This is a genomic window from Amycolatopsis acidicola, from assembly GCF_007713735.2.
Taxonomy (GTDB): Bacteria; Actinomycetota; Actinomycetes; order Mycobacteriales; family Pseudonocardiaceae; genus Amycolatopsis_E; species Amycolatopsis_E acidicola.
This window is the reverse complement of the sequence record NZ_VMNW02000138.1, coordinates 1-15,923: the sequence shown is the minus strand read 5'-3', so window position 1 is coordinate 15,923 and position 15,923 is coordinate 1. Positions and strand designations below refer to the sequence as shown.

Below are 15,923 nucleotides of genomic sequence, written 5' to 3'. Positions count from 1 at the left end.
GCCGGGAGGGGCCAACTCGTGCGCGCGAGGGGCCAACTCGTGCGCGGGAAGGGCCAACTCGTGCGCCGGAGGGGCCAACTCGCCGAGGGGAGGGGGCGTGACTCAGGCGTGCGTGAGGAAATGCCGGAGCACGCGGGTGCCGAACCGCAGGCCCTCCAGCGGCACGCGTTCGTCGACGCCGTGGGCAAGGGCGCGGTACGGGAAGCCCTCGGGCAACCACAGCGGGGCGAAGCCGTAGCAGTCGATGCCCAGCGGGCTGAACGCCTTCGCGTCGGTGCCGCCGCCCATGCAGTAGGGCACGACCACGGCCTCCGGGTCCTCGGCGCGCAGCGCGGCGGCCATCGCGCCGAACCACGGGGAATCCACCGGGGCCTGCACGGGCGCCTGGTGCGCGACGAACTCGCGCTCGACGTCCGGGCCCAGGAGCTCGTCGAAGGTGGCGAGCAGGTCGTCCTCCGTGCCGGGCAGCACGCGGGTGTCGACCTGCGCCTGCGCCACGCTCGGGATCACGTTCACCTTGTAGCCGGCGTCCAGCATGGTCGGGGTGGTGCTGTTCCGCACCACGTTCTCGGCCAGCGACGCGGCCGGGCCCAGCCTCGCCAGCGTTCCGTCCACATCGGACAGATCCACCTCGACGCCGAGCGCTTCTCCCGTGCGCACAAGGAAAGCCTCGACCGTCGGCGTCAGATGCACCGGCCAGCGGTGCGCGGCGATCCGGGCCAGCGCACCGACGAGCCGGGCCACGGCGTTCTCGTCGTTGCGGCGCGAGCCGTGGCCCGCGCGCCCGCGAGCGGTCAGCCGCATGTGCGCCGTGCCGCGCTCGGCCGTGCCCACGGGATACAGCCGCACGGTGCGCCCGTCCGCCGCGGGCACGTGATACGTGTAGCCGCCCGACTCGCTGATCGCCGCCGCACACCCCTCGAAGCGGTCGCGGTGGCGGGCGGCGAGCCAGTGCGCGCCGTAGTCGCCCTTGTCCTCCTCGTCGGCGACGAACGCCAGCACCAGGTCCCGCTTCGGGCGCAGGCCCTCGGACACCAGCGCCAGCACCATCGCGCAGAAGTCCTTCATGTCGACCGCGCCGCGCCCCCACAGGCAGCCGTCGCGGATCTCGGCCGCGAACGGCGGCACCGACCAGTCGGCGGCGTCGGCGGGCACCACGTCCAGATGCCCCTGCACGAGCAGCGCGGGCAGTGACGGGTCCGTGCCCGGCACGCGCGCGAGCACGTTGGCCCGGCGCGGCGCGGACTCCAGGATCTCCGGCTCGATCCCGGCGTCGGCGAGCACGCCCGCGACGAACTCCGCCGCCTCGCGCTCGCCTTCGGAATCCCCGCCGCCGCGGTTGGTGGTGTCGAAGCGCAGCAGCGCCGCGCACAGATCGACTACGTCAGCCATATTTCCCCTGTACCGCACCGCCCGCGATGGCGGTGACGATCTTGAACGCCTTCATCGCCTCGGTCATGTCCGGCGCGTCGAACCCGACCCGGCGGACGCCCGTCTGCTCCACCGTCGGCACCACCGCGGCGGCCTGGGCGAGGTGGGTCGCGTCGAATTCCACCTCGATGCGGTGCGGGCCCGGGGCGGGTTCCCCGCGCCCGGCCAGCGCCATCGACGCCTCGGCGGCCTCGGCGATCGCGGCCGCGGTGCGCTCGGGCGGGGTGCAGATCGCCGCGTACCGGCTCACGCATTCCTTCACCGCCACCATTTTCGCGTCCGGCGCGTAGCCGCGCGCGTCCTCGCAGGTCTTGTCGTCGCCCGTGACGAGCAGGACCGGCACGCCGTACTCGGCGGCCAGCGCGGCGTTCAGCCTGCCCTCGCTGGCGTGCACCCCGTCGAGCCACACGCCGGTGATCTGGTTTTCCAGGTATGTATGCGCCAGCACGCCTTCGGCCCCGGCCCCCGCGTGGTAGCCGAGGAACACCACACCGTCCACACCGGACGCGACGCCCTGCATCATCGACAGCGGCTTGTGCCTGCCGGTGAGCATCCGCGCCCGCGCGTCCAGGTCCTCCAGCAGCAGGTTCCGCTGCGAGGAATGCGCCTCGTTGACCAGGACGTCGTCCGCCCCGGCCGCGTGCAGCCCGGCGATCACCGCGTTCACGTCGCCGGTGAACAGGCGGCGGAACCGTTGCCACTGCTCGGTCCCCGGCACGACATCGTCGGTCCAGGTCACGCCCGTGGCGCCCTCCATGTCCGCGGAGATCAGGATGCGCATGGACGCGGACTCTACGCGAAATGCCCGGCCGCGCGCCGCAGGACGGCGGGATCCGGCGTCGTCCCGCGCCAGGCGATGTGCTGGTCAGGACGCACGAGCACGCTCTCGCCGCCGGTCGGCAGCACGGTGAACGGGATGCCCAGCCGCGCCGCCTCCCGTTCCAGCGGCGCGGAGTTCCCGTTGCCCAGCAAGGTGAATCCCGGCCCGAGGTGGTCGTACAGCGAGGACCCGTCGGGCAGCCAGCGGTGCGGCAGCCGCATCCCGGGACGGCCGGAGCCGTGGTAGCGCAGGAGATCGTGCTCGGGGACGGGGGAGCCGTCGTCGGTCACCAGTGGCGAGGCCGCGTAGTGGTAGCCCAGCACGAGGCCGAGGCTGTGGAACTCGCCTTCCTTGGCGCGCAACGCTTTCGCGGCCTCGGCGCGCGCCGCGGGGTCGGTGTCGAGATCGGCGCGGGCGAAGGCGCGGGCCAGCCGCGACTCCTGCGCGGAGGCGGCGGCGATCGTCTGCTCGGCGACGGGACGTCGCTCGGGTTCGTAGCTGTCCAGCAGCGCCGGGCCGCCCCAGCCCTGCAACACCGCGGCGAGTTTCCAGCCCAGGTTCACCGCGTCGCCGACCGACGTGTTGTAGCCGTGCCCGCCCCACGGCGGGTTGAGGTGCGCGGCGTCGCCAACGAGGAAGATCCGCTCGCCGCGGTAGCTGTCGGCCAGCATCATCCGCGCCGACCACGGGTCCGTGGCGCGGACTTCGACGTCGAGATCCCGGCCGAGGAGCGCCCGCACGAGCGCCACCGGATCGCCTTCACGCACGCCCTGCGCGATCGCCCACCACGTGCCGTCCAGGTCCATCGGGCCGACGATGCCGCCGACGTCCGCGCCGAGCACCCAGTAGTGGATCGCGCGGGCGCACAGCAGATCCTCGGTGAGACCGGGCGCGGTGAAGGTGATGTTGAGGTTCGGCAGCGCGCCGCTGCTGCCTTCGTACCGCGCGCCGATGGCGTCCCTGGTGAGGCCCGCCGCGCCGTCGCAGCCGATCAGGTACCCGGCCTCCACGACGTCGTCGGACAGTTCGGCACGCACGCCGCCGGTGCCGTCCTTCGCGGAGAGAAGACGTTGCCCGGTCAGGAAAGTGACCGAGGGCAGCTCGCGGACCGCCTCCCGCAGCACGGCCTCCACCACCGGCTGCGGGATCTGCTGCCCGCATTCCGCCAGCTCGTCCCGGCGCCCGTCGTACATGCCGAAAGCGTGGGAGAAGCGGGTGATCTCGTGCCCCGTCACCCGCGAGCAGAACACCACGTCCTGCGAATAGGACACCGGCAGCGGCGCCGCCGCCCGCACCTGGTCGGCCAAACCCCAGCGCCGCAACAACTCCATCGTCCGCGCGCTCGTGGTCTTCGCGCGCGGCCGGTCGGTGGTGACGGTGGTGCGGGGTTCGACGAGGCAGCACGGGATCCCGGCCCGCCCGAGTTCGATCGCGACGGCGAGACCGCTCGGCCCGGCCCCGGCGATCAGCACGGGGGTGCGGATCATGCCGGGACGAGCCGGATGTCGAACGCGAAGCCCAGCACCCCGTCTTCGCGCGGTTCCGGCGCGACGACGAGCGCGTCCTTCACCGCGAAGGCGGCGTCGGAGCCGAGGTACTCGTCCCCGGCCACGAACACATGCGTGGTCAGCGGGCGGAAACCCTCGGCCTCGACGTGGTAGTGGATGTGCGCCGGGCGCATCGGGTGCCGGCCCAGCGCGGTGAGCAGCTCGCCGACGGGCCCGTCGGTCGGCACCGGATAACTGCTCGGCAGGACGCTGGAGAACCAGTACCGCCCGTCCTCGTCGGTGGTGAACAACCCGCGCAGGTTGCCCGGCGGCTGCTCGCCGTCCTGCGTGTCGTAGAACCCGGCGTCGTCGGCCTGCCAGATGTCCACCGTCGCGCCCGGCACCGGAGTCCCTTCGCAGTCGGTGACGCGGCCGTGCACGAACGTCGGTTCGGCGCGCCCGTGCTCGGGGCCTTCGGCGATGGTGGCGCCGAGCGCGCGGCGGGGCGCGGGGGAGTGGAACGGGCCCTCGACCGAGGACGGCGTGGCCTCGGGCGGCCCGGGGTGGGCCACCGCGTCGACGGCGGAGGTCAGCCCGAGCATGTCCGAGAGCAGGATGAACTCGTTGCGCGTGCCGGTGCACGTCTGCCCGGTCCGGACGAGGAAATCCAGTCCCCGCAACCATTCCTGCTCGGTCGGGCGGACCTCGCGGACGAAGGCGTGCAGATGGGTCACGGCCGAGCGGAAGATCTCCGCGAGCCGGGGGTCGGCGGTGTCCGTCCGGGCGAGGACCTGGGCCAGCAGGCCGTCGAGTTCGTCATCCACGACGTTCCAGCATGGTCACCGTGACCGGCCCGCGTCAGCAGCCGTTCCATTGACCGGACCTGCCACACTCGGCTGATGGAGCCCGCGGCGACCGGACGAGGGAAGCGGCCGAAGAAGGGCGATCCGGTGGTGGATCGCGCGTTGTCCCTGCTCGCGGCCTTCGGCTCCGCGCATCGCGCGCTCGGGCTCGTCGAGCTGAGCCGCCGCGCCGGACTCCCGCGCAGCACCGCGTCCCGGCTGGCCGCGCGCCTGGAGGCGTGGGGCGCGCTGGAACGGGACGAGCGGGGCCGGTTCGTGGTCGGGCTGCGGTTGTTCGAGATCGCTTCGCTCGCGCCGCGCAGCCACGGACTGCGCGAGGTCGCGTTGCCGTACCTGGAAGATCTGCACGAGGTGACCCGCCAGCACGTGCTGCTCGCGGTGCGGGACGGCGCCGAGGCGCTCCTTGTCGAACGGTTGTCGGCACGGGACGCGGTGGAGATCGCGTACCGGGTCGGCGGCCGGATGCCGCTGTCCGACACGGGAGTCGGGCTGGTGCTGCTGGCGGCCGCCGAGCCGGAGGTGCGTGAGCAGGTGTTCGCGCGGCTCGGCGACACGACGGCGTTGCGGCGGCAGCTGGCGGAGGTCCGCCGCACCGGGATCGCGGTGTTCGCGCGGCAACGGCCGGCCGCGGTGTCCTCGGTCGCCGTGCCGGTCCGCGACCGTTCGGGCCGGGTCGTCGCCGCGGTCTCGGTGGTCGTGCCCGCGCGGGCCGGCGCGCCGCAGGCGTACGAACAGGTCGTCCGCGCCACCGCGCTGGCCATCTCGCGCGGGGTGGGCTGACGAGCGGCTACCTTCACGGGCATGTCCCGTACGAGGCTCTACCGTGACGGCGTTCTCGCGAAGGAGAACTTCCCCGTGGCGGATATTTCCGACTACCTGCCCGAACCCGGCGCCGTGATCTGGCTCGACATGTGCGCGCCCACCGAGGACGATCTCGCCGCGATCAGCGAGGAGCTGGGACTGCACAGACTGGCCGTCGAGGACGCCGTGCAGAAGCACGAGCGCTCGAAGCTCGACCGCTACGACACGCACTCGTTCCTGACCGCGTACGCGGTGCACCTCGACGAGAAGACCGGCGTGCTGAGCGACACCGAGCTGGCCGTGTTCATCACGAAGAAGGCGCTGGTCACCGTCCGCAAGTCGGAGGACTTCGCGATCGGCGAGGTGGTCGAGCGCTGGGACGCGTCCTCGGAACTGGCGGGCCACGGCGTCGGGTTCCTGCTGCACGGCCTGCTCGACTACGTCGTGGACGGGTACTTCGAATCCGTGCAGTCGCTGGACGAGCAGATCGAGGCGCTGGAGGACATGGTCTTCGCGCCGCGCGTCGACCACAAGGACATGCAGCGCCGTTCGCTGGCGCTGCGCAAGAGCCTCGTGATGCTGCGCCGGGTGGTGCTGCCGATGCGCGAGGTGGTCAACGCGCTGATGCGGCCGGACCTCGCGCTGGCCGACGAGACGATGCGGCCGTACTACCAGGACGTCTACGACCACGTGCTGCGCGCCTCGGAGTGGACGGAGTCGCTGCGGGACCTGGTCACGACGATCCGCGAGACCCAGCTGACGATCCAGGGCAACCGGCTGAACTCGATCATGAAGAAGGTGACCAGCTGGGCGGCGATCATCGCGGTGCCCACCGCGGTCACCGGGTTCTACGGGCAGAACGTGCCCTACCCCGGGTTCGAGCAGCTGACCGGTTTCTGGGTGTCCTCCGCGGTCATCGTCGGGATCTCACTCGGGCTGTATGTCCTGTTCCGCCGCAATGACTGGCTTTAGCGTCAACACGCCGTCAAAACCCGGGGCCGCGGCGCAGAGGTCGTGACAAGAAACCGCGCGGGGCGCCGTGGCGGGGCTGCACTGGAGTCATGCGCAGCACGCCATTGCCGACGGGTTTCGGGTTCCCGCTCGGGTTCGCCACCGCCATCGCCGTCACGCTCGGGACGATCGCGGCGGGGGTGACCCGGCAGCCGGGCTGGTCGGTGTTCGCGCTCGCGGTGGTCGTCGCCGCGGCCGGGGTGCTGAGCACGCCGATGGCGGCCGCCGGGACCGCGCTGGTCGCGTGGGGGCTGCACGACGGGTTCGTCCTCGGCCGCGCGGGCGACCTCGTGTTCACCAGCGGCTCGGCGGTCGCCGCCGGTGTGTTCGCCGGGGTCGCCGGTGTGCTCGCCATGACCCGGATTCCCTTGCCGGACAAGGTGAAGGTGCCGGCGCCGCGGCGCGCTTCGCCCGTGGTCAGCGTCCGGTCCAGCGGGGCGGGCGCTTCTCCAGGAATGCCTGCACCCCCTCGCGGTGGTCCTCGGACGCGGTCACCGTGGTGAGGGCTTCGCCGGTGACCTGCCAGCCGAGTTCGTCGTCCGCGGCGAGCCAGGTGTTCATCGCGGCGAGGCTCGCGCGCACGGACGCCGGGGAGTTCTCGCAGATCTGCCCGGCCAGCTCCAGCGCCCCGGCCGCGGCCTCGCCCGGCTCGGTCACCACGTTCACGAAACCCGCCTGGTAGGCGCGTTCCACCGCGATCGGCCGACCGGTCAGGACCAGTTCGCGCGCGAGGTTCACCGGCAGCGCCCGCGGCCCCCGGAACAGCCCGGCGCACGTCGGCACCACGCCGCGCGCCACCTCCGGCAACCCCAGCCGCGCGTCGCGGGCCGCCACCACCAGGTCGCACGCCAGCGCGAGTTCCAGCCCGCCGCCCAGCGCCATGCCTTCGATGGCGGCGATCAGCGGCTTCGCCCGGTTCCGGCGGATCAGCCCGTACTCGCCGCCGCGCTCGGTCACGTAGTCCCCGATCGAGGTGAGGTCGCTCCCGGCGGAGAACACCTTCGGCGTGCCGGTGAGCACCCCGGCCCACAGGTCCGGGTCGTCGTCGAGGCGGTTGAACTCGGCGTCCAGCTCGTCGGCCAGCTGCCGGTTCACCGCGTTGCGCTTGGCCTCCCGGCACATCCGGATCACCAGGACGTGGCCGTGCCGCTCGGTTTCCACCAGTTCCGCCATGATCCCCAGTCTGACAGCAGCCCCGGCGTGGCAGAGTGTCGGCGTGGACGACCATGCGGTGGCCGCGGGACTCGCGGCAGAGGCGGGCAGGCTCCTGGTGGAGATCCGGGCGCAAGGCGGGGCGGCGGGGGACAAGCAGTCCAACGAGCTGCTGCTGCGCCGGTTAGCGGAGGTGCGCCCGGACGACGCCGTCCTGTCCGAGGAGAGCGCGGACGACGGCACGCGCGTGCGGCACGAGCGCGTGTGGATCGTCGACCCCCTCGACGGCACCCGCGAATACGGCGAGCCGCCCCGCGAGGACTGGGCCGTGCACGTCGCCCTCGCTCTCGACGGCGTGGCCGCGGTCGGCGCGGTGGCGCTTCCCGCGGCCGGTTTGGTGCTGCACACCGGCGAACCGCCCGTGGTTCCCGCTCGCGAGCCGGGCCCGATCCGGCTCGCCGTCTCCCGCACGCGGCCCCCGGCCGCGGTCGATCACCTCGTGCGGCACCTCGACGCCGCCCTCGTGCCGATGGGTTCGGCCGGGGCGAAGGCGATGGCCGTCGTGCGGGGCGAAGTGGACGTGTACGCGCATTCCGGTGGCCAGTACGAATGGGACTCCTGCGCGCCCGTCGCCGTGGCCGCCGCCGCGGGCCTGCATGTGTCCCGTTTGGACGGTTCCCCGCTGCGCTACAACCAGCCGGACCCGTATCTGCCGGACCTCCTGATCTGCCGCCCGGAGTTCGCCGGGCCGGTACTCGAAAGCCTGGCGACGGCCTGAGTTCAGCGCACCGAGCGGTCCTGCTCGCGCGCCTCCGGGGCCGCGAGCGCCGAGATCAGGCCCAGCTTCTCCGCGCTGTCCGTGCCCGGCACGGCGTGGTAGATGACGAGCATCAGCCCCTGGGCTCCGCTGACGGCCAGTTTTTCCCGGCTCAGCGTGAGCTCGCCGACCTGCGGGTGGCGCATCCGCGTCGGCATGCCTTCGCGGGCCGACACGTCGTGGCGCGCCCATAGCCGCCGGAAACGGTCGCTGGACAGGGAAAGCTCGCCGACGAGCTCGACGAAGCGCGGGTCGTCGGTGTCGGTGCCCACGGATTCCCGGAAGCCCGCCACGAGCATCGCGGTGGCCGCTTCCCAGTCCGGATACAGCGCTTGCTCGCCGGGGTCGAGGAACACCGAGCGCAGCCGGTTTTCGCCCAGCCGCAGGTTCGGCGACAGCGCGGTGGCGAGCGGGTTGACGGCCAGCACGTCGAAGTACCGGCCCTCCACGAAAGCGGGCAGCGCCAGCACGTCCAGCAGCTGCTGGATTCCCGGCGGAACGGTCTCGCGGCGGGCACGACGACGCCGCTTGGGCGGGCGCAGGGCGGCGAGGCTCAGCAGGTATTCGGTGCCGGCCTGGTCGAGCCGCAGCACCCGGGCGAGTGATTCCAGCACTTGCGCGGACGGGTTGCGGTCCCGGCCCTGTTCCAGCCGGAGGTAGTAGTCGGAGCTGATCCCGGCGAGCAGGGCGACTTCTTCGCGGCGCAGCCCGGCCACGCGGCGGTTTCCGTGCACGGGCAGGCCCGCGTCCTCGGGACGCACCAGTTCACGACGGGCCCGGAGGTAGTCACCCAGCTGGTTGTTCTCGCTCACGTGCTCCACGGTAATCGCGGGGCGCGGACTCCGCGTGTCCCCGCGAGTCCCAGGATCGAGGGGGCCTGGTGGCCGTTTCGGGGTACCGGCACAGTGGCATCAGACGAAGAGAGAAGGGATCTCATGACGAGCACACTTCCCGGCGGCACCTACACCCTCGGCGGGGACCTCACGGTCACGCGGATGGGATACGGCGCCATGCAGCTGGCCGGCCCGCACGTCTTCGGCCCGCCCGCGGACCGCGCGGGCGCCGTCGCGGTGCTGCGCGAGGCGGTGGAGCTGGGCATAACGCACATCGACACGGCGGACTTCTACGGCCCGCACGTCACGAACGAGATCATCAAGGAGGCGCTGCACCCGTACCCGGCGGACCTGCACATCATCACGAAGGTCGGGGCGCTGCGCGACGAGGAGGGCAACTGGCCGCAGGCCCTCGCGCCGGAGCAGCTGCGTCAAGCGGTGCACGACAACCTGAAGCGCCTCGGGCTGGAGGCGCTCGATGTGGTGAACCTGCGCGTCGGCGGGTTCGACGCGGCGGAGCCGGGCTCGATCGCCGAGGAGTTCGGCGTGCTCGCGGAACTGCGGGAGCAGGGGCTGATCAAGCACCTCGGGCTGAGCACGGTCAACGCGGAGCAGGTCGCCGAAGCGCAGGCGATCGCGCCCGTGGTGTGCGTGCAGAACTTCTACAACGTGGCGCACCGGGAAGACGACGAGCTGGTCGATTCCCTTGCCGCGCAAGACATCGCGTTCGTGCCGTACTTCCCGCTCGGCGGGTTCTCCCCGCTGCAGTCGACGGAGCTGGACGGGGTCGCCGAGCGGCTCGGCACCACGCCGATGGCGGTGGCGCTCGCCTGGCTGCTGCACCGTTCGCCGAACATCCTGCTCATCCCGGGCACGTCGTCGGTCGCTCACCTGCGGGACAACGTCGCGGCCGCCGGCCTGAGCCTGCCCGAGGACGAGCTGAAAGTGCTCGACGGCATCGCGTCCTGACGGTCACGAAGTGGCGGGAACCTGGTGCAGGGAAAGGGTTCCATCGGCTGTCCCACCCTGGGACCAGGTCCCGTCCGCCGGGGTCCAGGTGCGGCCGTCGAAGGTGACCTTGTCGAGTCCGAAGCGGACGGCGTTCGCCACCAGCCACGAGCTGAGCGCCCAGCCGCGCGCGGGATCGTGCGCTCCGCTCAGCGCGGCCGTGCCCAGCTCGCTGTTCGCGATCTGGACGATGCTCGTGCTGCTCGCCCCGACCGTGAGGTTCTGGCACGTGAACGTGGCCGCTGTCTCCCCGGTGAGCGCCCTCGCGATCACGCGCGCCTCGGGCTCCCACTGCGCGTAGGCGTCCGGCGCGGCGGAGTGCTGGACGAGCTGCGCGGCTTGAGTGACGGTCAGGTCGGTCCAGTTCTTCTGCTGGCGAAGGCGGTTGTAGAAGGCCTCGGAGGCGTACACCGGCTGGGTCACCTGCTCGTAGGTGCCCCAACCCTGGCTCGGCCGCTGCTGGAACAACCCGGCGGAATCCCGGTCGCCGCCGGTCAGGTTGTACAACTTGGACTCCTGCAGCGCGGTGGCGATCGCGACCGTGACGGCGTGGTCGGGCACGCCGAGCCGCAGCCCCACGCCCGCGACGGTGCCCGCGTTCTGCGCCTGCTCCGGGGTCAGCCGGTACGAGCTCTTGCCGTCCTCGGTCGTCGCGAGGCAGACCGGCTGCGGCGGCGTGCGCTTGCTGAGCACGAACCACGCCAGCCCGCCGCCGAACAGCACGAGGACGACGACCAGCACCCCCCACCGCAGAGCCCGCACGGCCCCCTCCTTCCACCCACGCTTCTTCTAGCATTTTCCGTGCGTCGCCGGTGTGAGCCCACGCGGGCACGGCGAAGCCCCGCGGGGAAAATCCCACGGGGCTCCGTCAGGGGAGGGGAGAGATCAGGCGACCGGTGCCGGCTCGCGCACCTCGAGCTGGTGCACGACCCGCTCGGTGCTCAGCTCGTGCACGGTCAGGTCGACGAGCGCCACCAGCACCACGGCCAGCGCGTCGGCGAACAGCAGCGCCGGGCTCGTGAACACGAGCGCCGCGATCAGCGACCACAGGCCGACGAGGCCGAGCACGCCGTGCCCGATCCGGGCCGAGAGCCGCCCGGCGAGTACCGCGCCGAGAGCACCGAGCACCGCGAGCCCGGTGAAAACTCCGAAGGCGACCCAGCCCGCCGCTTCGAGCGGCAGCGCAACGGCGGTGACGGCGAGGAAACCGCCGGCGAGCAGAGCCAGTACGTCGATTCCGAAGCGTGCGTTCAACTTCATGGGGAAGACACCTCCACACCGCCGTGTTCCGGCGGCATTCTTCACGTGGACGAGTCGGGCAGGACGCGTGTCCCCGTGCCTGGGCGGCTCATGGACCCGGACCCTTCGTCCGGTGTCTGCAAAGCACAACACCGTTGGGGCGCCAGGGTTTCCCGGCGGTGTCTGTCTACTGCGCCACAGGCTCGTCGGGGTTCCAGTCGAGCAGGCGGACCCGCCGCACCGACTCGAGATGGGCCCGCATCGCGCCCACCGCGGCCCGCGCGTCCTGCTCGCGGATCGCTTCGGCGATCGCCTCGTGCTGGGCAAGGGACTGGCGCGGCCGGTCCGGCTGGCTCAGCGACTCGTGCCGGGTTTCCGCGATCTGGTCGGCGATCTTGTGCATGAAGTCGGCCAGCAGCTCGCTGTGCGCGGCGTCGGTGACCGCGGCGTGGAAGCGGCGGTCCCCGTCCTCGCCGAACTCGCCCCGCTCGACCTGCTCCCGCATCGTCCCCAGCGCGACCTCGATCATCAGCAGGTCGTCCTCGGTGCGGCGTTCCGCCGCCAGCTCGGCGAGTTTGGTCTCCATCGCCTCGCGCGCGTCGAGCACGTCCGGCAGCCGGCGGCGGCGCTCGACGAGCCGCTCGACGGGCTCGGGACGCAGGCTCCCGGTGCGCAGGTACGTGCCGCCGCCGTGCCGGATCTCGACGAGCCCCTGTACTTCCAGCACCACGATCGCCTGCTTCAGCGAGGCGCGGCTGACCCGGAGGCGCTCGGCGAGATCGCGCTCGGACGGCAGCCTGTCCCCGGTCTTGAGCCCGGCGGATTCGGCATACTCCTGCAGCTGGGCCATCACTTGCTCGTACAGCCGCGGCCGGGCGACCGGGCGGAGCGAATCGGACATCGGCCACCCCCTTGACAGTTCGCCACGAGCCTAGCAGTGTCGTGGATCACTGACCTAGTGGATGAGTGGATGAGCCAATGGAGGCCATCATGCCGCGAGCAGACTCCGCCGCCCGCGCCCACCGCACTCGTGCGGTCGTCGCCAGCACGGTCGGCACGACCATCGAGTGGTACGACTTCTTCCTGTACGGCACGATCGCCGCGCTGGTGTTCCCGAAACTGTTCTTCCCCGGCAGCTCCACCGCGACGGGTGTGCTCGAATCGTTCGGCACGCTGTTCGTCGGCTTCGCCGCGCGCCCGGCGGGCGCCGCGATCTTCGGGCACTTCGGCGACCGCGTGGGCCGCAAGGCCACCCTGGTCACCACGCTGCTGCTGATGGGCTCGGCCACCGTGCTGATCGGCGTGCTGCCCGGCTACACGGCCTTGGGCTGGGGCGCGCCGGTGCTGCTCACGCTGCTGCGCGTGGTGCAGGGCATCGGCGTCGGCGGCGAGTGGGGCGGCTCGGTGCTGATGTCCATGGAATGGGGCACCCGGCGCCATCGCGGGTTCCTCACCAGCCTGCCGCAGCTCGGCGTCCCGCTGGGGCTGCTGCTGTCCACGGCGGCGGTCGCGTTGTTCGAGTCGGTCAGCGGGGACTCGTTCGAGACCTGGGGCTGGCGGGTGCCGTTCCTGCTCAGCATCATCCTCGTCGGCATCGGCCTGTGGGTGCGGCTGAAGGTGGTCGAAAGCCCGGACTTCGCCGAGGTGAAGCGGGCCGGGAAGGTGGAGCGGCGTCCCGTGTGGACGGCGATCCGCCACCACCCCAGGGAAATCCTCACCTCCGCGTTCGTGCGGCTGGCCGAGCAGGCGCCGTTCTACCTGTTCATCACGTTCGTGCTGACGTACGGCACGAAGCACCTTTCCCTGCCGCGCGGCCAGCTCCTGAACGACACGCTCATCGCCGCGGCCGTCGGATTGATCAGCGTGCCGCTGTTCGGGCACCTGTCCGACAGGGTCGGCCGGAAGCTGGTCTACGGGCTCGGGATCGTCGCCACGGGCGCGTTCGCCTTCCCGTACTTCGGGTTGCTGGACACCCGCTCGTCGGGGCTGGTGCTGGTGGCGATCGTCGTCTCGCTGATCGTGCACGACATGATGTACGGCCCGCAGGCCGCGCTGATCGCGGAGAACTTCGGCACCGGGGTCCGCTACAGCGGCGCCGGGCTCGGCTACCAGCTGGCGTCGGTGATCGCCGGCGGGCCCGCGCCGCTGATCGCGGCCGCGATCCTGCAGAGCACCGGCTCCAGCACCGGGATCAGCTGGTACATCGTCGGCTGCGCCGTCGTGTCGATGCTCGCGCTCGTCTTCATGCCACGCCGGGTCGAAGCGGGCGCGCGGACGGCGGAGCACGCGGAGTCCGCGAAGGCCTGACCGGCATACTCACCCCCGTGGCGGATCAAGGTGAGCGGCACGCGTCGTGGCTGGAGCTGTTCTTCGACCTCGTCGCCGTCGCGGGGGTGGCGCAGCTTTCGCATCTGCTGCACAGCAGCCCGGGATGGTCCGGCGCGGGGCTGTATGTGTTGTGTTTCCTGGCTTTCTGGACCGCGTGGATGTGCTTCACGGTCTACGGCAACGTCGCGGCGGGCACCACACAGGCGTTGCCGGTGCTCGCCGCGATGATGGGGCTGGCGGTGATGGCCGCCGCGGTGCCGGAGATCCACGGAGACCGGGCGAAGGTGTTCGCGCTCGCCTACGTCGCTGTCCGGGTGCTGTCGGACCGGGCGTGGCGGGGCCGCGGGGCGGTCGTGGTCGATTGGCCGGTCGCGCAGATGGGCGCTGGCGTCGTGCCGTGGATCGCTTCGCTCTGGGCTGGCGATCCGTGGCGGTACTACCTGTGGGCTCTCGGGCTCGTGCTGGATCTGGTCGTCAGCTTCACCTTCAACCGCGACCGGATGGCGCGCGCCATCGCCGAGCGGCAGGCGCGGGCCAGCGAGCGGCGGCCGGAGCTGCGGAGCGTCACGATCGCCCGGCTCGACGAGGCGCATTTCGGCGAACGGCTCGGGCTGTTCATGATCATCGTGCTGGGCGAGGGCGTGCTCATGGTGACCCAGGCGATGAGCGAGCTCGCAGCGTGGCACGGCGCCGTGTTCGGCACGGCGATCGGTTCGCTCGCGCTGCTCGCGGGACTGTGGGCATTGCTGCTGCAACGCGGTTTCGGCGGGATCCCGATGCTGGCGGACACCGCCCCGCCGCGGACGATGCTGCTCCTGCACTGTCTCGTCGCCGGGGTGCTGGCGGCGCTCGCCAGCGGGATGGGTGAACTCGTGGAAAGCGTGCCGCACGGCCACGTCGAGCCGTCCGCGCGGTGGCTCGTGTGCGCGGCGGTGGCCGCGATCGGCGTTGTCGGCGCGGGTGCGGCGGCCGCCCGGTACGGCTGGCTGTGGGGGTTGCGGCCGCTGGCCCCGGCGGTGCTGATCCCGGCGCTGGCGGGGCTGCTCGACCCGGGCGCGGCCGGGCTGGTGTGGCTGCTGGTGGCGGCGGTGGCCGGACAACTGCTCGCCACCCGCCGGAAAGCGACCGGCCAGTAGGGTCGGCATCGTGAACGACGAACGACCGCGGCTGCGCCGGTTCCTGCGCGACGCCGACCGCAACGACGCCGTGGTGCGCACGGCCCGCACGATGCGCCGGCTCGCCCCGGGTTCGGCGCAGCTCATGGGCGGCGGCCGCGCGTCGGACCGCGTCGCGCGCCTCATCTCCGAAGCCGGCACCGACGAGCCGAGCGCCACCCGCGAGCTGGGGCTGGCGGCCGTGCAGGTGTGGCAGGTGCTGAGCCGTTCGCGGGCGGTCTCGGGTGGCGGCGAGGTCACCATCCTGTTCACCGATCTGGTCGGGTTTTCCAGCTGGGCGCTGCATGCCGGGGACGACCACGTGCTGCGCCTGCTGCGCGAAGTGGGCGACGTGAGCCGCGCGGCGGTGCAACGCCACGGCGGGACGGTGGTGAAGTTCCTCGGTGACGGGATGATGGCGGTTTTCGCCGATACGGCCGAGGCGATCAGCGCCGCGCACGAAGCGTGTACGGCGGTCAGCGCGATCACCCTCGACGGGTACCGGCCGCAGCTGCGCACCGGAATGCACGCGGGACGCCCGAAACGCGTCGGCCGGGACTACGTGGGCGTGGATGTCAACGTCGCGGCCCGGGTGGCCGATGCCGCCTCGGGCGGCGAGGTGCTGGTGTCCGGCCCGGCCCTGTCCACAGTGGACGAGACGCAATACGTGGTGCGGCGCAGGCGCTTCCGGGCGAAGGGTGCGCCGCGGGGCCTCGAGGTGTTTTCGGTGGTGCCGCGGGGCGAGAGTTCCTGACAGGCACGTGTTGGCTGCCGCCGGTGGTGTCTTGGCCCGTGGCGGCGGTGTGTTGGCTGGCGGTGGTGGTGTGTTGGCCGGTGGGGGGTGTGTGTTGGCCGGTGGCGGTCGGGGGCGGCCTGGGCACCAGGGCGAGCGCGGCGCAGGAGGCTTCGGGGCAAGGGCAAGGGTGCGCCGCGGGGCGATAATTCCTGGCGGGTGCGGGTGCGGGTGCGGGTGCGGGTG

Annotated in this window: 17 protein-coding genes; 8 read left to right on the top strand and 9 right to left on the bottom strand. The window is 72.1% G+C overall.

Annotated elements, in window-relative coordinates:
• Nucleotides 1-102 precede the first annotated feature (102 nt).
• The 4 genes from FPZ12_RS43060 to FPZ12_RS43045 are packed head-to-tail and all read right to left on the bottom strand — an operon-like array spanning nucleotide 103 to nucleotide 4,562.
• On the bottom strand, nucleotides 103-1,392 hold the full coding sequence (locus tag FPZ12_RS43060; protein ID WP_150980773.1) for a M20/M25/M40 family metallo-hydrolase: 1,290 nt from the start codon (nucleotides 1,390-1,392) through the stop codon (nucleotides 103-105).
• Complete coding sequence (locus tag FPZ12_RS43055) at nucleotides 1,385-2,212, bottom strand: M55 family metallopeptidase (RefSeq protein WP_144758516.1); 828 nt, start codon at nucleotides 2,210-2,212, stop codon at nucleotides 1,385-1,387. The genes FPZ12_RS43060 and FPZ12_RS43055 overlap by 8 nt, the downstream gene beginning before the upstream one ends.
• Nucleotides 2,213-2,223: 11 nt before the next feature.
• Nucleotides 2,224-3,738 carry an FAD-dependent monooxygenase gene (locus FPZ12_RS43050; protein WP_144758513.1) on the bottom strand — a complete coding sequence of 505 codons (1,515 nt, stop codon included), beginning with the start codon at nucleotides 3,736-3,738 and terminating at the stop codon, nucleotides 2,224-2,226.
• Complete coding sequence (locus FPZ12_RS43045) at nucleotides 3,735-4,562, bottom strand: dioxygenase family protein (RefSeq protein ID WP_144758511.1); 828 nt, start codon at nucleotides 4,560-4,562, stop codon at nucleotides 3,735-3,737. The genes FPZ12_RS43050 and FPZ12_RS43045 overlap by 4 nt, the downstream gene beginning before the upstream one ends.
• Before the next feature lie 75 nt (nucleotides 4,563-4,637).
• Here FPZ12_RS43045 and FPZ12_RS43040 point away from each other — a divergent pair, with 75 nt between their 5' ends.
• From FPZ12_RS43040 to FPZ12_RS43030, 3 genes are all read left to right on the top strand, one after another.
• Nucleotides 4,638-5,381: an IclR family transcriptional regulator gene (locus tag FPZ12_RS43040; protein WP_144758508.1), complete on the top strand. Its 744-nt coding sequence runs from the start codon at nucleotides 4,638-4,640 to the stop codon at nucleotides 5,379-5,381.
• Between the two features lie 21 nt (nucleotides 5,382-5,402).
• Nucleotides 5,403-6,374: a magnesium transporter CorA family protein gene (locus tag FPZ12_RS43035; RefSeq protein ID WP_144758505.1), complete on the top strand. Its 972-nt coding sequence runs from the start codon at nucleotides 5,403-5,405 to the stop codon at nucleotides 6,372-6,374.
• A gap of 89 nt (nucleotides 6,375-6,463) precedes the next feature.
• Nucleotides 6,464-6,916, top strand: coding sequence for a hypothetical protein (locus FPZ12_RS43030; protein ID WP_144758502.1), 453 nt, complete (start codon nucleotides 6,464-6,466; stop codon nucleotides 6,914-6,916).
• Here FPZ12_RS43030 and FPZ12_RS43025 read toward each other — a convergent pair.
• Nucleotides 6,831-7,586 carry an enoyl-CoA hydratase-related protein gene (locus FPZ12_RS43025; protein ID WP_144758499.1) on the bottom strand — a complete coding sequence of 252 codons (756 nt, stop codon included), beginning with the start codon at nucleotides 7,584-7,586 and terminating at the stop codon, nucleotides 6,831-6,833. The two genes, FPZ12_RS43030 and FPZ12_RS43025, sit on opposite strands and share 86 nt — an antisense overlap.
• Between FPZ12_RS43025 and FPZ12_RS43020 the strand changes: the two genes are divergently transcribed.
• Nucleotides 7,585-8,343 carry a 3'(2'),5'-bisphosphate nucleotidase CysQ gene (locus FPZ12_RS43020; RefSeq protein ID WP_144758496.1) on the top strand — a complete coding sequence of 253 codons (759 nt, stop codon included), beginning with the start codon at nucleotides 7,585-7,587 and terminating at the stop codon, nucleotides 8,341-8,343. The two genes, FPZ12_RS43025 and FPZ12_RS43020, sit on opposite strands and share 2 nt — an antisense overlap.
• A gap of 2 nt (nucleotides 8,344-8,345) precedes the next feature.
• Here the strand turns inward: FPZ12_RS43020 and FPZ12_RS43015 are convergent, their stop codons facing one another.
• Nucleotides 8,346-9,194, bottom strand: coding sequence for a helix-turn-helix transcriptional regulator (locus tag FPZ12_RS43015; protein ID WP_208026213.1), 849 nt, complete (start codon nucleotides 9,192-9,194; stop codon nucleotides 8,346-8,348).
• Between the two features lie 123 nt (nucleotides 9,195-9,317).
• Here FPZ12_RS43015 and FPZ12_RS43010 point away from each other — a divergent pair, with 123 nt between their 5' ends.
• Entirely contained in the window at nucleotides 9,318-10,184 is an 867-nt protein-coding gene (locus FPZ12_RS43010; RefSeq protein WP_144758490.1) for an aldo/keto reductase family oxidoreductase, read from the top strand.
• Between the two features lie 3 nt (nucleotides 10,185-10,187).
• Here the strand turns inward: FPZ12_RS43010 and FPZ12_RS43005 are convergent, their stop codons facing one another.
• The 3 genes from FPZ12_RS43005 to FPZ12_RS42995 form a co-directional block, all read right to left on the bottom strand.
• Nucleotides 10,188-10,985: a hypothetical protein gene (locus FPZ12_RS43005; RefSeq protein WP_144758487.1), complete on the bottom strand. Its 798-nt coding sequence runs from the start codon at nucleotides 10,983-10,985 to the stop codon at nucleotides 10,188-10,190.
• A gap of 123 nt (nucleotides 10,986-11,108) precedes the next feature.
• Complete coding sequence (locus FPZ12_RS43000) at nucleotides 11,109-11,483, bottom strand: hypothetical protein (protein ID WP_144758484.1); 375 nt, start codon at nucleotides 11,481-11,483, stop codon at nucleotides 11,109-11,111.
• A gap of 166 nt (nucleotides 11,484-11,649) precedes the next feature.
• Nucleotides 11,650-12,363, bottom strand: a complete 714-nt coding sequence (locus FPZ12_RS42995) for a FadR/GntR family transcriptional regulator (protein ID WP_144758481.1) — start codon at nucleotides 12,361-12,363, stop codon at nucleotides 11,650-11,652.
• Between the two features lie 89 nt (nucleotides 12,364-12,452).
• Here FPZ12_RS42995 and FPZ12_RS42990 point away from each other — a divergent pair, with 89 nt between their 5' ends.
• From FPZ12_RS42990 to FPZ12_RS42980, 3 genes are read left to right on the top strand one after another with little or no spacing between them, the layout of a single operon-like run.
• Entirely contained in the window at nucleotides 12,453-13,769 is a 1,317-nt protein-coding gene (locus FPZ12_RS42990; protein WP_144758478.1) for an MFS transporter, read from the top strand.
• A 17-nt stretch (nucleotides 13,770-13,786) separates the two neighbouring features.
• Entirely contained in the window at nucleotides 13,787-14,926 is a 1,140-nt protein-coding gene (locus FPZ12_RS42985; protein WP_166463098.1) for a low temperature requirement protein A, read from the top strand.
• 10 nt (nucleotides 14,927-14,936) lie between these two features.
• Nucleotides 14,937-15,698 (top strand): adenylate/guanylate cyclase domain-containing protein, encoded by a 762-nt coding sequence (locus FPZ12_RS42980; RefSeq protein ID WP_243770325.1) that lies wholly within the window; start codon nucleotides 14,937-14,939, stop codon nucleotides 15,696-15,698.
• Nucleotides 15,699-15,923 lie beyond the last annotated feature (225 nt).